This window comes from Turicibacter sanguinis, from assembly GCF_013046825.1.
Taxonomy (GTDB): domain Bacteria; phylum Bacillota_I; class Bacilli_A; order MOL361; family Turicibacteraceae; genus Turicibacter; species Turicibacter sanguinis.
Window position 1 is genome coordinate 419,585 of the sequence record NZ_CP053187.1, and the last position, 17,499, is coordinate 437,083.

Below are 17,499 nucleotides of genomic sequence, written 5' to 3' on the forward strand. Positions count from 1 at the left end.
CACTCCTTTATGAATCTAGTATATACAAAATAAAAAAAACATTCCGTGACAAAGTCACAGAATGCTCTCCATCTCTAGTACCACAATTTTTCCACGCTCTAGTTGAATCAATCCTTTACGCTCCATCGCTTTTAACGTCCGACTCACGACCTCACGTGACGTCCCAATATCAAATGCAATCTGTTCATGCGTCTTATAAAACGTCACACGCCCCGATTGCTTATGACTATTTTGCTTCAAATAACCAAGTACCCGTTCCTCAACGCTTGAAAAACTAATCTGCTCAAGTGTCGTGACCACACTCGTAAACTTGCCATATAAATTTTGAAATAAAAACTGTAAATAAGTCGGATGATTCATTAAATACTTCTCAAAAATCGGCATTGGAATAATCGCCAACTCACAATCTTCCTCCACCTTCACATACGCATATGTCTGTGATTTAGCTAACGCACAAATCACGGTCATAAAACAACTATCCCCTTTTTCTAAACGATAAAGCGTCACCTCACGCCCTTCCTCATTCAATCGATAGACACGAAGCTTCCCACTTAGGATAAATGAAAATCCCCAACAAGCCTGACTTCCATTGATTAACATCTCACCCGCTTTAAATTGACGTCCGTTAAGATGTTTTTGAATTTGGTTTAGAGCCTCTTCATCTAATTTCTTTAAAAATGGATAATCCTTTTTTAACAACTCTAACATCTCGACCCCTCCTAAACAAAATAGGATTGCACCTTGCAATCCTATTATATACCTTTTATTGATAAACTAACACTTCACCGACTTCATCTTTAACCGTTATACTGATGACATCTAAATACAAATAATCCCTGTACTCTCCTTCCTCTATTCTTGGCGTTCCAATCACTTCAATCCAATCATCCACTGCTGGCCACTCTCCCTCATAATTTAAAAAGAAGCCACCCCAGCCATCATCCCCACAACAACCAGGTCCGAATCGATACACAACATGAAATTCTGGTTCATCACTATCATAATCAACACCATAAAGACCTTCTACCTTGACAACACGATCCTTATACAAATCAAAATTAAAGAAAATATCAGAAATCTGAAGTAAGAAATACTTTTCTCGAATCTCTAAAATTCCTTTTTCCTCAACCTCAGTTCCTAAAGTTAAAGAGTCAGCTTCTAATACTTCTGGCTCAACAAATTCAAGTGTCTCAGTTATATGACTACATCCTGAGCAACTAATCATCGTCAACATTAAAAATAAAACCAATCGTTTCATTACCTTTTCACCCCTTTACTCACAAAAGATAGTAACGAATAAATAAAGAACATCACAATATTCATCGCAACTACACTAGCACCTGGCGGTGTTGCGGCTAAATAAGACATCACTAACCCTAAAAAGAAACAAATAAATGAAATAAAAATCGAATGAATCATGACCCATTTAAATGAACGACATAATCGCATCGCTGTTAAGGCAGGAAATACAATTAAACTAGAAATCAACAAATTTCCCATCAAGCGCATCCCAAGCGTAATCGTTAATGCTGTTAACACAGCAAGTAACATTTTATAAAAGCCAACCCTAATCCCCGTTGCCTTCGCGAATGTTTCATCAAACGTAATCGCAAACATTTTATGATAAAACAAAATAAATAAAAGTAAGACTAAAGCTGAAAGAACCATACTCAAATAGACGTCTGACTGTGTCATTGCTAAAATGCTTCCAAACATATAATTACACACGTCTAAATTCATCCCCGTCGTTAAAGACATCACCAAAACCCCAATAGATAATGAGCCTGTTGAAACTAATGCAATCGCAGCATCGCCTTTGATTAAGCTATTTTCATTCATTCGCAGCAAGAAAAATGCTGCCGCTACCACAACCGGAATCGCAAATGATAAGGGTGCCACATTTAAAACAGAGGCAACAGCCAACGCCCCAAATCCAACATTCGATAATCCATCCCCAATCATCGAATAGCGTTTCAAAACTAAGCTTACTCCAAGCATCGCACAGCAAAGTGAAACCAATAGACCGACAACCATCGCCCGTACTAAAAAGGGATACGAAAACATCTCAACTAAAATCTCAATCATTTAGAATTCCCCCTTTTTCAGATGAACGACCTGTGTTGCATGCTCTATTTTGTTTTCTATATCATGGGACACCATCACAATTGCAATCTTATTTTCTTGATTAATTCGATGCATTAAGCGATAAAAATCTTGCGTTGCCTTCGGATCTAAATTAGCTACCGGCTCATCTAAAATCAATAATTTCTTCGTTGCACATAACGCCCTTGCTAACAAGACACGTTGTTGTTGTCCGCCTGATAATTCACGATAACAACAATCACGCAACTCATAAATTCCTAACTCTTTCATCCACTTTACAGCTCGCTCTTTATCTGATTTCTTATACAGCGGTAGCCATCCACACTGATTCAAACATCCTGATAAAATAATCTCCCAAACACTAGCCGGAAACTCTTTTTGAATCACGGTTTGTTGAGGTAAATACCCTACTTCAGATTGTTTTAATGTCTCATTAAATATAATCTGCCCACTACTTGGTTTCTTTAAATTTAATAACCCCTTTATCAACGTACTTTTCCCTGTTCCATTTTCTCCAATCACCCACACATAGTCACCTTCATGAACTTTAAAACTAAGATTTTTAATGACTGTATACTGATCATATGAAAATGAAACACCTTCAACATGTAATAATTCCACGTGTCTAATACCTCCCTTTTTAATCACATTTATCAGTTTAAAATCATGCTCACTTTAGCATCTTGACTTTTAATGTAATAGGAGTAAAGACTTTGATAAGTTGGTTATCTATAGTCCCCCTCATCAGCAAGAAATAAACAATGAGTAGCGTAACCCTTAGAAGAGGATTTGGGGGCAGTAGCGATTCCATCTTATCTTTTGTTAAGGAGCAGACCACACAAGTGACTTCCTCACAGTGGTGATTTGGTTCAATAGACAGATGTAAACTCACCATTAGATAAGAAAACAAAACAAAAAGACATATTAAAAACGCCCATCTGTCTTTATATTGTCTCATCATAAGCTCTCCCCCCCTTCATAAAAAAAGGATTGCCCTTTAAGGGCAATCCTTTTATATACGTTTTGTTACCCATCCTATCAATGAAAATAGAATAAATACAACGGCATTCACAATGACAACACTCGCTCCTGCTGGGAGTGAGTATAAAAATGACAATGTCATTCCAATAAAGAAACAAACAACTGAAACAAATCCAGCAGAAATAATCACTGACTTAAAACTATTAAACACACGCATTGAAGTTAAAGCTGGGAAAATAATAAGCGAAGAAATCAACATTGTTCCCATAATACGCATGCCTAATACGATTGTAATAGCCGTTAAAAAAGCAATCAACATATTATAAAGTTCTACCTTAACACCTGTTGCTTTAGCAAAGTTTTCATCAAATGTCGTTGCAAAAATACGATCATAAAATACCACAAACAAAATAAATACCACTGCCGATAACACAATACTAATATTTACATCATTCTTCGTCATTGCCAAAATACTTCCGAACATATAGCTATTAATATCTGCATTCAAACCAGTTGTTAACGACGTTACCGTTACCCCAATCGCAATGGATGTACTCGAAATCAATGCAATGGCTGCATCCCCTTTAATCTTACTATTTTGACTAATACGAAGTAAGAAAAAGGCTGCCACGACCACAACCGGTACTGCTATCTGAAGTGGCGCTAAATTCATCGCCATTGCGATGGATAAGGCTCCAAACCCAACATGCGATAATCCATCACCAATCATTGAATAACGCTTTAGCACCAAACTCACCCCAAGTAAAGCTGAGCATAGTGCCACCGCGCTCCCAACAATAATCGCACGAACCATAAAACTATACGAAAACATTTCCTGCCAAATACTAATCATGCTTAATATCTCCTACATGACGGCACGCATTCGTGTGACACAAATACTCTGCCGGCGTCCCATAAAATAATACTTCTTTTTTCAATTGTAAAATCTTTGTTGCATGATTAAGTCCACTATTCATATCATGTGTGACCATAATAATACTCATGCCATACTCTTTATTCAATTCCTCAATCAATTGATACAAATTCGCGGTGGTGATTGGATCAAGTCCCGTCACCGGTTCATCAAGTAATAACACTTTCTCAGAAGCACAAAGCGCCCTTGCAATTAAAACACGTTGCTGTTGACCTCCTGATAAATCGCGGTAACACTTATTCTTTAAATTTTCAATCTTCAATTTCTTTAAATTCTCCATCGCGCGTTGCTTATCTGCTTTTGAATAGAAGGGACGCCATCCGCGCTTATTTAAACAACCTGATAACACGACTTCATAAACTGATGCAGGAAAATCACGTTGTACAATCGTCTGTTGTGGAAGATATCCAATTTCATTTTGCTTTAACGAAGAACTAAACTCAATACTTCCTGACTTAGGAGAAACCAATCCTAAAATTGATTTCATTAACGTACTTTTACCAGACCCGTTATCCCCAACAATACAGAGATAATCCCCTTCATTTAATTCAAAACTGACATCTTTTAAAGCTTGTGTTTGATCATACGAAACATTAAGCTCTTTACAGGTTAAAATACTCATCTTAATCAAGTCCTACTTTTAAATTTTCAATATTTTGTTGCATTAATGAGACATACGTTACCCCATTATTAAAATCTTCTTTTGAAACATTATGCGTAGAATGAAGTAATAACAACTGCGCACCTGTTTCTTCACTAATCATCTGACCAATCTTTGGATCAATTAATTCTTCATAATAAATAGCCGGAATATTATTAGCTTTAATCTCACTAATCATCTGAGCTACTAATGCTGCACTTGGTTCTGCTTCAAATGGAGCTGATACATAATCAATTCCATAGTCTTTCATTAAATACTGCAGGGCAAATCGTCCTGAATGATAAATCGTTGTACGTTTAGCATTCGCTACTACATCTTGTAACTCCTGGTCTAATTTATCTAATTGTAATTGATAAGCCTCTGCATTTGTTTCATAATAATCTGCATTCTCTGGATCAATCTCACATAAAGCTTCTAAAATATTATTTGCCATCACTTTTGCATTCTTAGGACTTGTCCAGATATGTGGATCATACGTATGATTATGTCCATCATTTGCCGTATGTTCTTCTTCCTCGTGATCGTGATCTTCTGCTTCATGGTCATGATCATCTTCTTCCTCAATTCCTGTTCCAAGTAAAGTCACACCTTGTGAAACATCTAAAACATAAACATCCTGACTGTCAATACTTTCAACAATTTTATGAGCCCATGTCTCCATCGATTCCCCTGTATAAATAAATAAATCTGCCTTATTGATTTTAATAATATCCGCCGGTGTCGGTTCATAAGAATGGGACTCCATCCCTGGAGGTAATAATAATGTTACCTCTGCTTTATCACCCGCAATTTGACGCGCAAAATCGTACTGTGGAAATAACGTCGTGACAATTTGTAATTGATCAGTATCTGATGTTGACGTGGTTTTAGACTCTCCACTACATCCGACTAAAATTAAACTCATCATGATAGACATCATATATATCAATTTCTTCAACTTTAAATACCTCCTAAAAAAAGTCATACTCTCTATGTTATGTCTATTATAGCATAACTTCATTCAAATGATAGACATTATCAATTAAATGAATATATGTGCAATCACTCATACAACGTCAAAAAAACTAGGAAATTAGCTTCCTAGTTTGAAACAGAAATATTTTTTTACCGATGAAATAGATAAGTCGCGTTAATTTTTCAAAGTGTCCAAAACTAATCTGGGCTTATATCATTTTAAGTTTTCTTAATAAAAGAATGATGACATTTTGGACAAGTAATCTCAATTTTTCCTTTTCCTTTTGGAACACGTAATTCTTGTCCGCATTCCTTGCATTTATAATATCGATACTGACGCTTTGTTTTAAATTGGCGGTATTTATTTATCATTTTCGTCTGAATCGGATACCAATATCTTAAAAACAAGATATTTTCTTGATGTCTCTTCATTTTATTTTTAGATAACATACGGTAATAACAATAAACTAATGGAATCCAAGCTAAGATGATTAGCCATTTCCATCCTAATAATTGACCAATTAATGTGATAAAAATACTTAAAAACAGTAGTCCAATCGAGAAATGATCAACCCCTGTTCGTCCTTCCATAAATCGTTTAAACCACTCCACAATAACACCTCACTTTATTCACTTAAAATCATTATACACCTATCATGTTAAAAAAACCGCGATTTTTTTCGCGGTTTTAATTTTTATTCAGTCAAGCTCTCGCCATTTGTGGCAATCACTTCTTTATACCAATAGAATGATTTCTTTTTATAACGTTCTAACGTTCCTGATCCATCATCATGACGATCCACATAAATATATCCGTAACGTTTTTTTAGTTCAGCAGTTGAGGCACTGACTAAATCAATACATCCCCAAGATGTGTAGCCCATTACCTCTACTCCATCTTCGATGGCTTCACGTACTTGAACTAAGTGATCGTTTAAATAATTAATACGGTAGTCATCCATAACTGTTTTATTTCCATGTTCATCTTCAACTAACACATCGACTGCTCCTAATCCATTTTCAACAATGAATAATGGTAATTGATAGCGGTCGTAGAATTGGTTTAAGACATAGCGTAATCCTTGAGGATCAATTTGCCATCCCCATTCAGATGCTTTAAGGGTTGGATTTGGAACTCCCCCCATAATATTTCCTTTACCAGCTACCTTTTTGGCTGGATCAGCGGTTTCGCAGATACTCATGTAGTAACTAAATGAGATAAAGTCCACCGTATGTTTAAGGATTTCTTCATCACCTTCTGCAAACTTAATTTCGATATTATTTTCACGGAAATAGCGTTTCATATAACCTGGGTATACCCCTCGCACATGAACATCTGAGAAGAAATAGTTCATATGTTCTGCTTTCATCACCGCAATCATATCATCTGGATTGGGTGTCAGTGGATAAGTTGGCATACTCAAAATCATACATCCAATTTTAAAATCTGGATTGATTTCATGACCAATTTTCACGGCTAAGGCACTAGCCACTAATTCGTGATGCACGGCTTGGTATAAATCTTGTTTTGTCAATTTTGATTTATCTGTGTAAATTCCACCACTTAAGAATGGCGCATGTAACACGGAGTTAATTTCATTGAATGTTAACCAATACTTTACTTTATCTTTATAACGTGTAAAAATCGTACGAACATAATTTTCGTAGAAACCGATTAAATCACGACTCACCCATCCATCGTATTTTTTTGATAAGTGTAATGGCGTTTCGTAGTGAGAAATAGTGACTAATGGTTCGATTCCGTACTTCGCTAATTCATCAAACACGTTATCATAAAATTGTAATCCCGCTTCATTTGGCGTTGCCTCATCCCCCTGCGGAAAAATTCGCGACCAAGCGATTGATAAACGGAAGGTTTTAAATCCCATTTCAGCAAACAGTTTAATATCTTCTTTATATCGGTGATAGAAGTCTATTCCCACTAACTTCATATTATCAACAGTTGGCTCTTCTGTAATCGGCCCCATGATTCCTTTAGGTGCGACGTCTTGTGTTGAAAGACCTTTTCCGTCTTCGTTATAAGCTCCTTCAAATTGGTTAGCAGCTGTCGCTCCTCCCCATAAAAACCCGTCTGGGAAACGTTTCGTCATGTCTGACACATCCTTTACTTTTGTGATGCTTCCCTTATATCACACCCAATTCCTTCGTTTCAATAGATGTCAAAAGACCTGGTTGAATGATTCAAAATCATCAACTAAATAGGATTTAAAACTGAAACAGTGTTACAAAAACTTTTTGTATAAATCGTGATATTCATTAATCTCTTCGTATCTTTTATTTTGTCTGATACTATTTTCAAAATTTTGCGAAAAAAGAATCGCAAATAATAACTCAAAAATATATTCAGCTGACGTTTGAAAAAGTAAAGTTCCCATATCTGAAAAACGGTGAACGTTATACACATAAAGGTGTTCAGTGCTTAAACCCGCTAATGTTGAATTTTTAGATTCTGTTATCATGATGATTGGGATATTCTTTTCTTGAAGAAGTTTTGCTATCCGAGCGAGCATGACGTTTTCTCCAGTCCGACTGATCATCATGGCAACATGACCTTCACTTGACACCATAGCCTGCATGAACTGAGCGTTACTTCCGTCTTGAATCGCGCTATTTTTCCCTGCATAAAGAAAATTGGCAGCTGCATATTTTGCTAGATGCAAGTTGTTATCAAAAGCATAAAGGTCGATAAAAGTTGAGTGATTTAAAAGTTTAGCCACTCGTGTCAATTGATCAAGGTCAATTCCTTTTTTGGTTTCTTCGATAGCGGTCATTTTTAAGGCGGCTACTTTGTTTAAAATAGTATGAATGGACTCATTTGAGGTAATTGGATTTTCTCGATTAATGTGTCTTGGGGTTTGACTAATTTCTTGAAGGTATTTTAATTTAAATTCCCCATAACCACTCATGCCGACTTTTTGACAAACTCGAACAACGGTTGCAGCTGAGGTATGCGTTAAAGTGGCTAATTGACGTGATGATAGTTTAGCAATTTCTTGTGGATAGTCAAGGAGGTAATCGACCACTTGAATTTCGGAGTTCGTTAGTTTGTTGAGTTGCTTTAGTTCTTTTAATTCCGTTACTAGCTTCATGATTTCACCCGTTTCTTTTCTCTCTTTATTTTAACTGAAATGATGACTGGCTGACAACGTTATCTCATCTGATATCTGTTTACGGGAGTCTTAAGTTTTGCTATAATATCTTTCCATAAGGTGTTAATTTTCAATAGTTTCAACCAATTAAAGAGGAGTTGAATGAATGAGAAAAACATTAAGAATATTACTTGGACGTGTTGGCTTTTGTGGGATGCTGATCGCCCTACAAGCCTTAATCTTAATCGTTGTGATTTGGCGGTTCCAAGAATACTTTGTTTACTTTTATGCTTTTTGTGTCTTACTGAGTGTAGTCGTTGTGATGGGAATCTTAAATAATCGTTTAAATCCAGCTTACAAAATTGCTTGGATTATTCCAATTATGCTGGTTCCGATTTTTGGGGGATTATTTTATATTCTCTTTAGTAGTGATCAAACTCGTAAAAAGTTTTTAAATGAAATGAAGCCTATCAATGAGAAGATGAGAGAATGTTTAATACAGGATGCTGACATTACTGAAAAACTTAAAACTCTTGATAAGCGGGCCTTTAATCAATCCAGATATATTTTGGATTATGCACAGGGGCCTATTTATGAAAACACCACAACTGAGTACCTTACACCCGGAGAAAAAAAGTTTGAACGTTTACTTGAAGAATTAAAAAAAGCAAAACATTATATCTTCCTAGAATACTTCATCATTGATGAAGGGATGATGTGGGATACGATTTTAGAGATTTTAAAAGAAAAAGCGGCGCAAGGGGTTGATGTACGCGTCGTTTATGATGATTTCGGTTGTTTATTTTTACTTCCTTCTGGCTATGATAAAAAGCTTGAAGCAATGGGAATTAAGTGTTGCGTATTTAATCCATTCGTTCCGTTTTTAACACTTCGTATGAATAATCGTAATCACCGTAAAATTGCGATTATTGATGGACATACTGCTTTTACAGGCGGCATTAATATTGGAGATGAGTATATTAACGGCTATGAAAAACATGGGCATTGGAAAGATGCTTCGATTATGATTAAGGGCGATGCGGTTTGGAGTTTTACCGTCATGTTTTTAACGATGTGGGATTTCCTTCGTAAAACGAATGAAGATTACGAACCTTTCCGTCCTCATATTCATCACAAAGAATCGTTTGAAAGTGATGGATTTGTTCAGCCGTTTACGGATAGTCCACTAGATAATGAATCGGTTGGGGAGACCGTTTATTTAAATTTAATTAATTCGGCTAAAGATTATGTTTATATCAATACGCCTTATCTGATTTTAGATAATGAAATGATTACGGCTTTATCACAAGCCGCTAAACGTGGAGTCGATGTCAGAATTGTGACTCCGCATATTGGTGATAAATGGTTTGTTCACGCCGTAACTCGTGCTAACTATGCTTTCTTAATTGAAGATGGTGTGAAGATTTATGAATATACACCTGGATTCATTCATTCTAAAACATTTGTGGTAGATGGCGAGTATGCCGTTGTTGGAACGATTAATCTTGATTACCGCAGTTTATACTTACATTATGAGTGCGGAGCTTGGTTATATAAAAATAGTAGTATTAAAACCATTTACGATGATTATGTTGAGACCTTGAAAGTCTGCCAATTAATCACGTTACAAGATTGCCATAATATTAAATGGTACAAAAAGTTCATTTATGCTTTCTTACGAATTTTTGCCCCATTAATGTAGGAAAAGGAGTTCCGATTTGGAACTCCTTTTTTTATGAATCCTCTTTAGATATATTTTAAGATTTCTTGGTATTGTGTTTTAAGTTCTTCATCTTTTATTCTGCGATTAGCAGGGCTTGGAGATGGGAGCACGATACAAGGAATGTTTGTTTTAGGGTAACAAAATTTTGTATAGAATTCGGCTGCTTTTTTTCCGGTTGTAAAGACGGCGTGAATAGGCGCTTGTTTTAGGATCATGCTTAAATCATTTGGAATTGGATTTTTAATGCTAGCATCAGAGGCTCCTTCTATGTCACAACTTTTTAATACGTCCCAAAGGGCAATATGGTGACGATGTAGGAAAGCTAGTCTATCTTCATTGGTAAGTGGTAATTCTTCATGAAAGATGTCTGCTAGGACAGGCCAAAATCGATTTTGGGGATGACCATAGTAAAACCCATTTTTTCTAGACTTTGGAGAGGGCATGGTCCCTAGTATTAAGACTCTTGAATTTTCATCATACACTGGCTTAAAGATATGTTCGACGACTGCCATCTAGTTCACCTTCTTCATTAGAAATTTCTTTTATTATAGCATGTTTTCTAATGAATTTTTTTAAGGTTAAGGCTTCATCTATCATGAAGGCACCGCAAATGAAAGGACAGATGACGAACCACGAAGAAAAGTGTTGATTGATAAATGGATCGACGAGCATTGGTTGAAAATAGTTAACTCCGATAAATGTGAGAATCATCCAACAGATTGAAAATTGAGGGCAGATTAGTCCTTGTAAATTGAATTTTAGCATAGAGTAATCCCAGTAGTCCTGATGAAAAATATGACGCGTCAGAAGTCCTGATAAATATTCAACCGTTGTTGGTACGATAAGGCACAGTATTAAAATGGAAATTGGCGATAGTAAAAACGTATCTTTCATTAAGATGAGCAAAGCCATTGCGATTGCATACATCGGTTTGAAAGGTCCATATAAAAAGCCATCTTTTTTCATTTGTCCTGTTAGCATATAAGAATAAAATTGTTCGATCATCCATCCAATGACACCATATAAAAAGAAGTTAAATAAAAAGTACCATGCGTAATACATACTAGACACCACCTGTTTTTAGTGATAGTTTGTTCCCTCTCCCCTAAATTCATACTCCACCTCTTTTTATTTTTTCCTTTTATCGTTAAACTATAAATAAATTGGAATTTTATTGTAACAAATAGTTTTTTCCACTCATTAAAAAGAATGGAAGAAGGTTAACAAATATGGTGATTAATAAAAAAAACATCTATTCAAGTCACCTTGATAGATGTTTTTTAGTGTGTGTGCTTATGTTTTAAATTAGATTAATGATCTATATAACCCAATAATATCTTCAAGGCTTGCCTCTTTTGGATTTCCAGGAGCACAAGCATCAGCTACTGCTGATTCAGCTAAGAACTGAATATCTTCTTCTTTCACGATTTCTTTTAAATCGGCTGGAATATTGATATCTGCTGATAATTGACGAACAGCATCAACTGCAGCTTGGCGATACTCATCTTGTGTCATATGATCAACACCCTCTACTCCCATTGCACGTGCAATTTCACGGTATTTTTCACCTGTTGCATCTGCATTAAATTCCATAACTGTTGGTAATAAAATTGCATTTGCAATCCCATGAGGTGTATCATAAACAGCTCCCAATGCGTGAGCCATTGAATGAACAATTCCAAGACCTACGTTTGAGAATCCCATTCCTGCAATATATTGTCCAAGTGCCATTCCTTCGCGACCTTCTTTTGTATTAGCAACTGCTCCACGTAATGATTTAGCAATGATTTCGATGGCTTTTAAATGGAACATATCCGTCATCTCCCAGGCTGCCTTTGTAATATATCCTTCAATCGCATGTGTTAAGGCATCCATTCCTGTTGCTGCCGTTAAACCTGCTGGCATTGAAGACATCATTTCAGAATCAACAATTGCAATGACTGGAATATCATGTGTATCGACACATACAAATTTACGCTTTTTCTCAACATCTGTGATAACGTAATTGATGGTCACTTCAGCCGCTGTTCCAGCAGTGGTTGGAACGGAAATAATTGGGACACTTGGATTTTTAGTTGGGCTGACACCTTCTAAACTACGAACATCCAAAAACTCTGGATTATTAATAATAATTCCAACTGCTTTGGCTGTATCCATTGATGATCCTCCACCAATCGCGATGATATAATCAGCTCCTGATGCCTGATACGCTGCTACTCCATGTTGAACATTTTCAATTGTTGGATTTGCTTTAATATCTGAATAAATTTCATAAGGTAATCCTGCCTCATCTAGAACAGCTGTGACTTTACCTGCTACCCCAAACTTAATTAAATCTGGATCGGTACAAACAAATGCCTTTTTAAATCCACGGCGTAACACTTCATCTTTAATCACTTGAATAGATCCTGCCCCATGGTAAGATGTTTCATTCAAAACAATACGATTTGCCATTTTCCAATTCCCCTTTTCTCATCAGTAGCCTCTCGCTACTTAAAATAATACTTAGCAACTTCATTATGCTTTAATTCTATCACTAAGATAAAGTTATCCCTTCTTTTTAGTTAATAAAGTCCATATTCAAGTCATCAAAATCTATCACCTTATCAACTAAAAGCAAGACTATTATAATGCTTTCTCAGTAAAGAAAATCGTCAAAAAATAAAGGAAACATCCGACTTTATTATTTTAATCTCTTTTTAAATGAATCAAATTGGAAAGGTTAAGAAATGAACCTGTCATTCATTTAGACGTATCGCTCTTCGAGTGAATTAAATTAATAGAACCTACGTACTCAGTCTTTCTCGGATAAAGCCTAGATTAGAAAATATATCAAGAAAATTAAGCTAATAAAAATCCTAGTCACAAAGCGACTAGGATTTTTATTTAATTGGAATCACTTATTGGATTTTAAAATTTAATTAACCTATCGTTATTTGTTCTTCGGGATAATTAAATCTTGGTGCTGCTGTTTGATAAGCCCATAAGCAGGCAATACTAAATGGACCTAAACGCCCAATAAACATGATGATACACAAGATGAGTTTGTTCGCTATATTTAAGCTCGGTATAATTCCAGTTGATAATCCGACTGTTCCTGTTGCGGCAATCACTTCAAATAAAATACTCTGAAGTGATAACTCAGGTTGAATCAATAAAATAAAAAACGTTCCAACAAATACAACTGAGATTGCTAGTAAAAAAACACTAAATGCCTTAATAATACTTTCAGCTGGAATTCGGCGATAAAAGGCTGTAACAGGACGATTAGTGGCAAAAGATTTAATAGTTTTTATAATGGTAAATAACGTCGTTGTTTTAATTCCACCACCGGTCGAACCAGGAGATGCCCCAATAAACATTAAGACCATTAAAATAAGAAGTCCAGCTTGTGAAAAATCATCAATAGGAATGGTAGAAAAACCAGCTGTACGTGCCGAAATACTATGGAAGAAGGCATCAAACCAACTAAAGCCTTCTGATAATTTTAACAAAATGGTTCCGATGATTAATAAAGAGGCTGTTGTTACCATGACAATCTTTGTATTCATACTACATTTTTTGAAATTTCTTTTATGATAGATATCAAGCATGGTGACGAATCCAATCCCTCCTAACCCAATTAGAGTAGCTGTTGTCAATAGCAACACATAATGATGTCGGTATGGAATTAAATTCTGTCCTCCACCTAAAATATCAAATCCCGCGTTATTAAAGGAAGCAATCGCATGAAAGGCACTGATTCCTAAAGCTTCCCAAAACGGATAATGTTGAATGAATGTAAAAAAACTAAGAATCATGCCTACTAACTCAATCACCAGAGTTAATTGTAAGACCGATTTAACTAATCGAACCACTCCACTCAACGAATTAAAATTCAGCCCTTCCATCAATAATAATCGATGATAAACTCCAAATTTCCTTTGCATCACTAAGATAAAAATAGCACCTACTGAGGTTACCCCTAACCCACCTATTTGAATCAGTAATGCAATGACTAGACGACCAAAAGCATTAAACTGTTCAGCTGTTTCAATGGCAATCAAACCGGTCACGGTAACTGCACTGGCTGAGGTAAATAAAGCATCGATATAACTGACATAAGTCCCTGGCATATGCGCAATTGGCAAGGCAAGTAAAACAGATCCTATTAGAATAACTGACATAAAACCTAAAGCAACATATTGAGTCGGTCCTAAACGTTTAGTCCGTAACACAAATCTTCCCTCCAACTTATACTCTCTTCTCTTTTATGATAATATGACACTATTATAACTCTGACAAATGTCGAAAATAACCAAATTTTTACTAAATTCATTTTTTGTTATCATATCATGGACCTATAAAAAAAGCTAGAATGTATACCTCTAGCCTTTGAAAAATTTTATAAATAGTTAACTGAGTTTTATCTTTTACTATCTTCTCGCGAAATCAACAAAAATAAATTTATCCGGTCGATGGCGAGATTCAGTATATTGGAACAAGCTTGTATCCACTAAATAGGTATAACTTCTAACAACCGCCACCATATCAAAGTTTTTTAAATCTAAGTACTTTCGATCCTCATCGGTTGCCATTTGAACTGTGATTTCTTTATTAGCATATGCCACTTTCAAACCAAGTTCACCTTCAATATATTCATATAATGAATCTTGACAGGCTTCCTCTGTTAAATGATCAACATATTTGCAAACCACATAATCTTTATCTAAAATAACCTTTTCGCCATCAATGGTTCTAGAACGGACAATTTTCCACACAGGTTCTTCAGCATTTAATTCCAAGTTTTTACGAATCGATTCTCGTGGAATTTGTTTCTCTAAAAGTTCAACAGTTGTCTTTGCATTACGACCTGAGCGCTCGGTAATTTCTTTAAAACTGACAACTCCCGAAACTGGGAAATTTAATTTATTTATATCAAGTACAAAAGACCCTTTTCCTTTTGTCTTTTGTATATATCCATGTTGTTCTAACATACTTAACGCTTTACGGACGGTATCTCTTGAGACTTGATAGTGGTTAATTAAGTTTTTCTCAGAAGGTAACATACTTGTTGGCTCATAAATACCACTTTCAATTTGACTTACAATGTCATTATAGACTCTTAAATATTTTTTATCCATCGTCATCACCGTAAAACATTTTAACACATATACGGATAAGATAAAAAGCAGTAAAACTTTTTCAAAGAAAAAATTTACTGCTTTTTGTGGGATAACTCATTGTTTCTTATTAAAATTCTATCGAAATGACTTATTATTTTTCTAATTAGTTTTCAATATAGTAAGCAATTGATTCATATGGACGAAGTGTGATTTTTTCTGCTAACTGCTGGCTATCTTTGTAGTTTGAAATTAAAATTTTAGCATCACTCACTAACTCAGCTGGCATTTCAACTTCTGTTTCTTTTCCATAGTAATTATTTAAAACAATTAATTTTTGATTATCTAAGGTACGCATATAGGCTAATACTTGTGGATGATCCATTAACATCATTTCAATATTACCATCTGAGATAATGTCATACTCTTTACGTAAAGTAATTAATTTTTTGTAATGATAGAAGACTGAATCTTGATCTTTTAAAGCTGCTTCTGCATTGACTTCTTCGTATGATGCACCCACTGGAATCCAAGGTGTTCCACTTGTAAATCCAGCATTCTCTGTCGCATCCCATTGAACCGGCGTACGAGAATTATCACGTGATTTAGCACGTAAGATTTCTAAAATTTCTTCTTCTTCAATTCCTTGCTCTTTTAAAATATTGAAGTAATTAATGGCTTCGACATCACGGTATTGTTCAATTGTTGTGAAATAAGGATTTTTCATTCCGAATTCTTCACCTTGATAAATGTATGGTGTTCCACGCATTAAGTGAATCGTTGATGCTAACATCTTAGCACTTTCCTTATGATAATTCACGTCGTCTCCAAATCGTGAAATCGCACGTGGTTGATCGTGGTTACACCAGAAGACTGCACTCCATCCATTTCCAGCTTGCATACCTTCTTGCCACTCTTTGAAGATATCTTTTAACATGGCAAAATCAAAGTCCATTAATGTCCACTTATCTCCATCTTTATAATCCACTTTTAAGTGGTGGAAATTAAACACCATTGATAATTCTTTTTCATCTGGATTTGAATATCTTATACAATTATCAACAGATGTTGAAGACATTTCCCCTACTGTAATCACATCAGGATGTTTACCAAATGAGTTTTCGTTTAATTCTTTTAAGTACTCATGAATTTTAGGTCCGTCTGTATAGAAACGACGTCCATCTCCGATTGTATCATCTTCAAAAACTTCAGGTTTTGAGATTAAGTTAATAACATCTAAACGGAATCCTTTAACCCCTTTTTCTAACCAGAAGTTAACTACTTTATAAATTTCTTGGCGTACTGCTTCGTTTTCCCAGTTTAAATCACCTTGTGTGACATCGAATAAATGTAAATAGTATTGATCAAATTCTTCAACGTATTGCCAAGCAGATCCACCAAATTTAGAAATCCAGTTTGTCGGAGCTTGCCCCTCTTTTCCGTCTTTGAAAATATAGAAGTTTTTATAAGTTTCATCACCTGACATCGCCTTTTTAAACCATTGATGCTCAGTTGAGGTATGGTTAAATACCATATCAAGCATAATCTCAATTCCACGAGCTTGTGCTTGTTCCACTAATAATTCGAAATCTTCCATCGTTCCAAAACGTGGATCAATGTTGTAATAATCAGCTACGTCATATCCGTTATCTTTTTGTGGCGAGATATAGAATGGAGTTAACCAAATGTAATCGACTCCAAGTTCTTTTAAATAATCTAATTTCTCTACTACCCCAATTAAATCCCCGAGTCCATCTCCATTCGAATCATTAAATGATTTTGGATAGATTTGATAAACAACGCTTTGTTTAAAGTTTTTCATGATGTAAGCCCTCCTATTTTTCATGAGAATGCGAGAAAAGGGAACAACTTCTTAAAGAAGTGAACCCTAAACCCAAAATTATTTTCTTATAATATTATTTCATACCCGA

The 17,499-nt window shown here is 35.4% G+C and carries 17 protein-coding genes; 1 reads left to right on the plus strand and 16 read right to left on the minus strand.

Going from position 1 to position 17,499, the window contains the following annotated elements; genetic code table 11:
- Nucleotides 1-54: 54 nt before the first annotated feature.
- The 10 genes from HLK68_RS02200 to HLK68_RS02245 form a co-directional block, all read right to left on the minus strand.
- Nucleotides 55-708 (minus strand): Crp/Fnr family transcriptional regulator, encoded by a 654-nt coding sequence (locus HLK68_RS02200; RefSeq protein WP_006784250.1) that lies wholly within the window; start codon nt 706-708, stop codon nt 55-57.
- A 55-nt stretch (nt 709-763) separates the two neighbouring features.
- Nucleotides 764-1,258, minus strand: a complete 495-nt coding sequence (locus HLK68_RS02205; protein WP_132942818.1) for a TIGR03943 family putative permease subunit — start codon at nt 1,256-1,258, stop codon at nt 764-766.
- The gene (locus tag HLK68_RS02210) at nt 1,258-2,085 is read right to left on the minus strand and encodes a metal ABC transporter permease (protein WP_132942817.1); all 828 of its coding nucleotides are present in this window, start codon (nt 2,083-2,085) and stop codon (nt 1,258-1,260) included. The genes HLK68_RS02205 and HLK68_RS02210 overlap by 1 nt, the downstream gene beginning before the upstream one ends.
- Nucleotides 2,086-2,724, minus strand: a complete 639-nt coding sequence (locus tag HLK68_RS02215; RefSeq protein WP_006784247.1) for a metal ABC transporter ATP-binding protein — start codon at nt 2,722-2,724, stop codon at nt 2,086-2,088.
- 391 nt (nt 2,725-3,115) lie between these two features.
- Nucleotides 3,116-3,937: a metal ABC transporter permease gene (locus HLK68_RS02220; protein WP_009607198.1), complete on the minus strand. Its 822-nt coding sequence runs from the start codon at nt 3,935-3,937 to the stop codon at nt 3,116-3,118.
- Complete coding sequence (locus HLK68_RS02225; RefSeq protein ID WP_006784245.1) at nt 3,930-4,640, minus strand: metal ABC transporter ATP-binding protein; 711 nt, start codon at nt 4,638-4,640, stop codon at nt 3,930-3,932. Before HLK68_RS02225 ends, HLK68_RS02220 begins: the two co-directional genes overlap by 8 nt.
- Before the next feature lies 1 nt (nt 4,641).
- Nucleotides 4,642-5,616 (minus strand): metal ABC transporter substrate-binding protein, encoded by a 975-nt coding sequence (locus tag HLK68_RS02230; protein ID WP_129821591.1) that lies wholly within the window; start codon nt 5,614-5,616, stop codon nt 4,642-4,644.
- Between the two features lie 236 nt (nt 5,617-5,852).
- Nucleotides 5,853-6,245: a hypothetical protein gene (locus HLK68_RS02235; protein WP_009607200.1), complete on the minus strand. Its 393-nt coding sequence runs from the start codon at nt 6,243-6,245 to the stop codon at nt 5,853-5,855.
- A gap of 83 nt (nt 6,246-6,328) precedes the next feature.
- On the minus strand, nt 6,329-7,744 hold the full coding sequence (locus HLK68_RS02240) for a glycoside hydrolase family 1 protein (RefSeq protein WP_132942816.1): 1,416 nt from the start codon (nt 7,742-7,744) through the stop codon (nt 6,329-6,331).
- A 132-nt stretch (nt 7,745-7,876) separates the two neighbouring features.
- Nucleotides 7,877-8,743 (minus strand): MurR/RpiR family transcriptional regulator, encoded by an 867-nt coding sequence (locus HLK68_RS02245; protein ID WP_006784241.1) that lies wholly within the window; start codon nt 8,741-8,743, stop codon nt 7,877-7,879.
- Nucleotides 8,744-8,909: 166 nt separating this feature from the next.
- Between HLK68_RS02245 and cls the strand changes: the two genes are divergently transcribed.
- Entirely contained in the window at nt 8,910-10,445 is a 1,536-nt protein-coding gene (gene cls / locus HLK68_RS02250; protein WP_132942815.1) for a cardiolipin synthase, read from the plus strand.
- A 44-nt stretch (nt 10,446-10,489) separates the two neighbouring features.
- Here cls and HLK68_RS02255 read toward each other — a convergent pair whose 3' ends face one another.
- The 6 genes from HLK68_RS02255 to treC form a co-directional block, all read right to left on the minus strand.
- Nucleotides 10,490-10,978: a DNA-deoxyinosine glycosylase gene (locus tag HLK68_RS02255; RefSeq protein WP_006784239.1), complete on the minus strand. Its 489-nt coding sequence runs from the start codon at nt 10,976-10,978 to the stop codon at nt 10,490-10,492.
- Nucleotides 10,953-11,528, minus strand: a complete 576-nt coding sequence (locus HLK68_RS02260) for a putative ABC transporter permease (RefSeq protein WP_006784238.1) — start codon at nt 11,526-11,528, stop codon at nt 10,953-10,955. Before HLK68_RS02260 ends, HLK68_RS02255 begins: the two co-directional genes overlap by 26 nt.
- A 243-nt stretch (nt 11,529-11,771) precedes the next feature.
- Complete coding sequence (gene fucO, locus HLK68_RS02265; RefSeq protein WP_132942814.1) at nt 11,772-12,920, minus strand: lactaldehyde reductase; 1,149 nt, start codon at nt 12,918-12,920, stop codon at nt 11,772-11,774.
- A 467-nt stretch (nt 12,921-13,387) separates the two neighbouring features.
- Complete coding sequence (locus HLK68_RS02270) at nt 13,388-14,683, minus strand: TrkH family potassium uptake protein (protein WP_006784236.1); 1,296 nt, start codon at nt 14,681-14,683, stop codon at nt 13,388-13,390.
- 198 nt (nt 14,684-14,881) lie between these two features.
- The gene (treR, locus tag HLK68_RS02275) at nt 14,882-15,589 is read right to left on the minus strand and encodes a trehalose operon repressor (protein WP_006784235.1); all 708 of its coding nucleotides are present in this window, start codon (nt 15,587-15,589) and stop codon (nt 14,882-14,884) included.
- A gap of 145 nt (nt 15,590-15,734) precedes the next feature.
- Nucleotides 15,735-17,390 carry an alpha,alpha-phosphotrehalase gene (treC, locus tag HLK68_RS02280; protein WP_132942813.1) on the minus strand — a complete coding sequence of 552 codons (1,656 nt, stop codon included), beginning with the start codon at nt 17,388-17,390 and terminating at the stop codon, nt 15,735-15,737.
- Between the last annotated feature and the right edge of the window lie 109 nt (nt 17,391-17,499).

Bases quoted from the DNA above. Each gene is read 5' to 3' on its own strand.
- HLK68_RS02200 (WP_006784250.1), bottom strand. From the start codon at position 708: ATGTTAGAGTTGTTAAAAAAGGATTATCCATTTTTAAAGAAATTAGAT.
- HLK68_RS02205 (WP_132942818.1), bottom strand. From the start codon at position 1,258: ATGAAACGATTGGTTTTATTTTTAATGTTGACGATGATTAGTTGCTCA.
- HLK68_RS02210 (WP_132942817.1), bottom strand. From the start codon at position 2,085: ATGATTGAGATTTTAGTTGAGATGTTTTCGTATCCCTTTTTAGTACGG.
- HLK68_RS02220 (WP_009607198.1), bottom strand. From the start codon at position 3,937: ATGATTAGTATTTGGCAGGAAATGTTTTCGTATAGTTTTATGGTTCGT.
- HLK68_RS02225 (WP_006784245.1), bottom strand. From the start codon at position 4,640: ATGAGTATTTTAACCTGTAAAGAGCTTAATGTTTCGTATGATCAAACA.
- HLK68_RS02240 (WP_132942816.1), bottom strand. From the start codon at position 7,744: ATGACGAAACGTTTCCCAGACGGGTTTTTATGGGGAGGAGCGACAGCT.
- HLK68_RS02245 (WP_006784241.1), bottom strand. From the start codon at position 8,743: ATGAAGCTAGTAACGGAATTAAAAGAACTAAAGCAACTCAACAAACTA.
- cls (WP_132942815.1), top strand. From the start codon at position 8,910: ATGAGAAAAACATTAAGAATATTACTTGGACGTGTTGGCTTTTGTGGG.
- HLK68_RS02255 (WP_006784239.1), bottom strand. From the start codon at position 10,978: ATGGCAGTCGTCGAACATATCTTTAAGCCAGTGTATGATGAAAATTCA.
- HLK68_RS02260 (WP_006784238.1), bottom strand. From the start codon at position 11,528: ATGTATTACGCATGGTACTTTTTATTTAACTTCTTTTTATATGGTGTC.
- fucO (WP_132942814.1), bottom strand. From the start codon at position 12,920: ATGGCAAATCGTATTGTTTTGAATGAAACATCTTACCATGGGGCAGGA.
- treR (WP_006784235.1), bottom strand. From the start codon at position 15,589: ATGGATAAAAAATATTTAAGAGTCTATAATGACATTGTAAGTCAAATT.
- treC (WP_132942813.1), bottom strand. From the start codon at position 17,390: ATGAAAAACTTTAAACAAAGCGTTGTTTATCAAATCTATCCAAAATCA.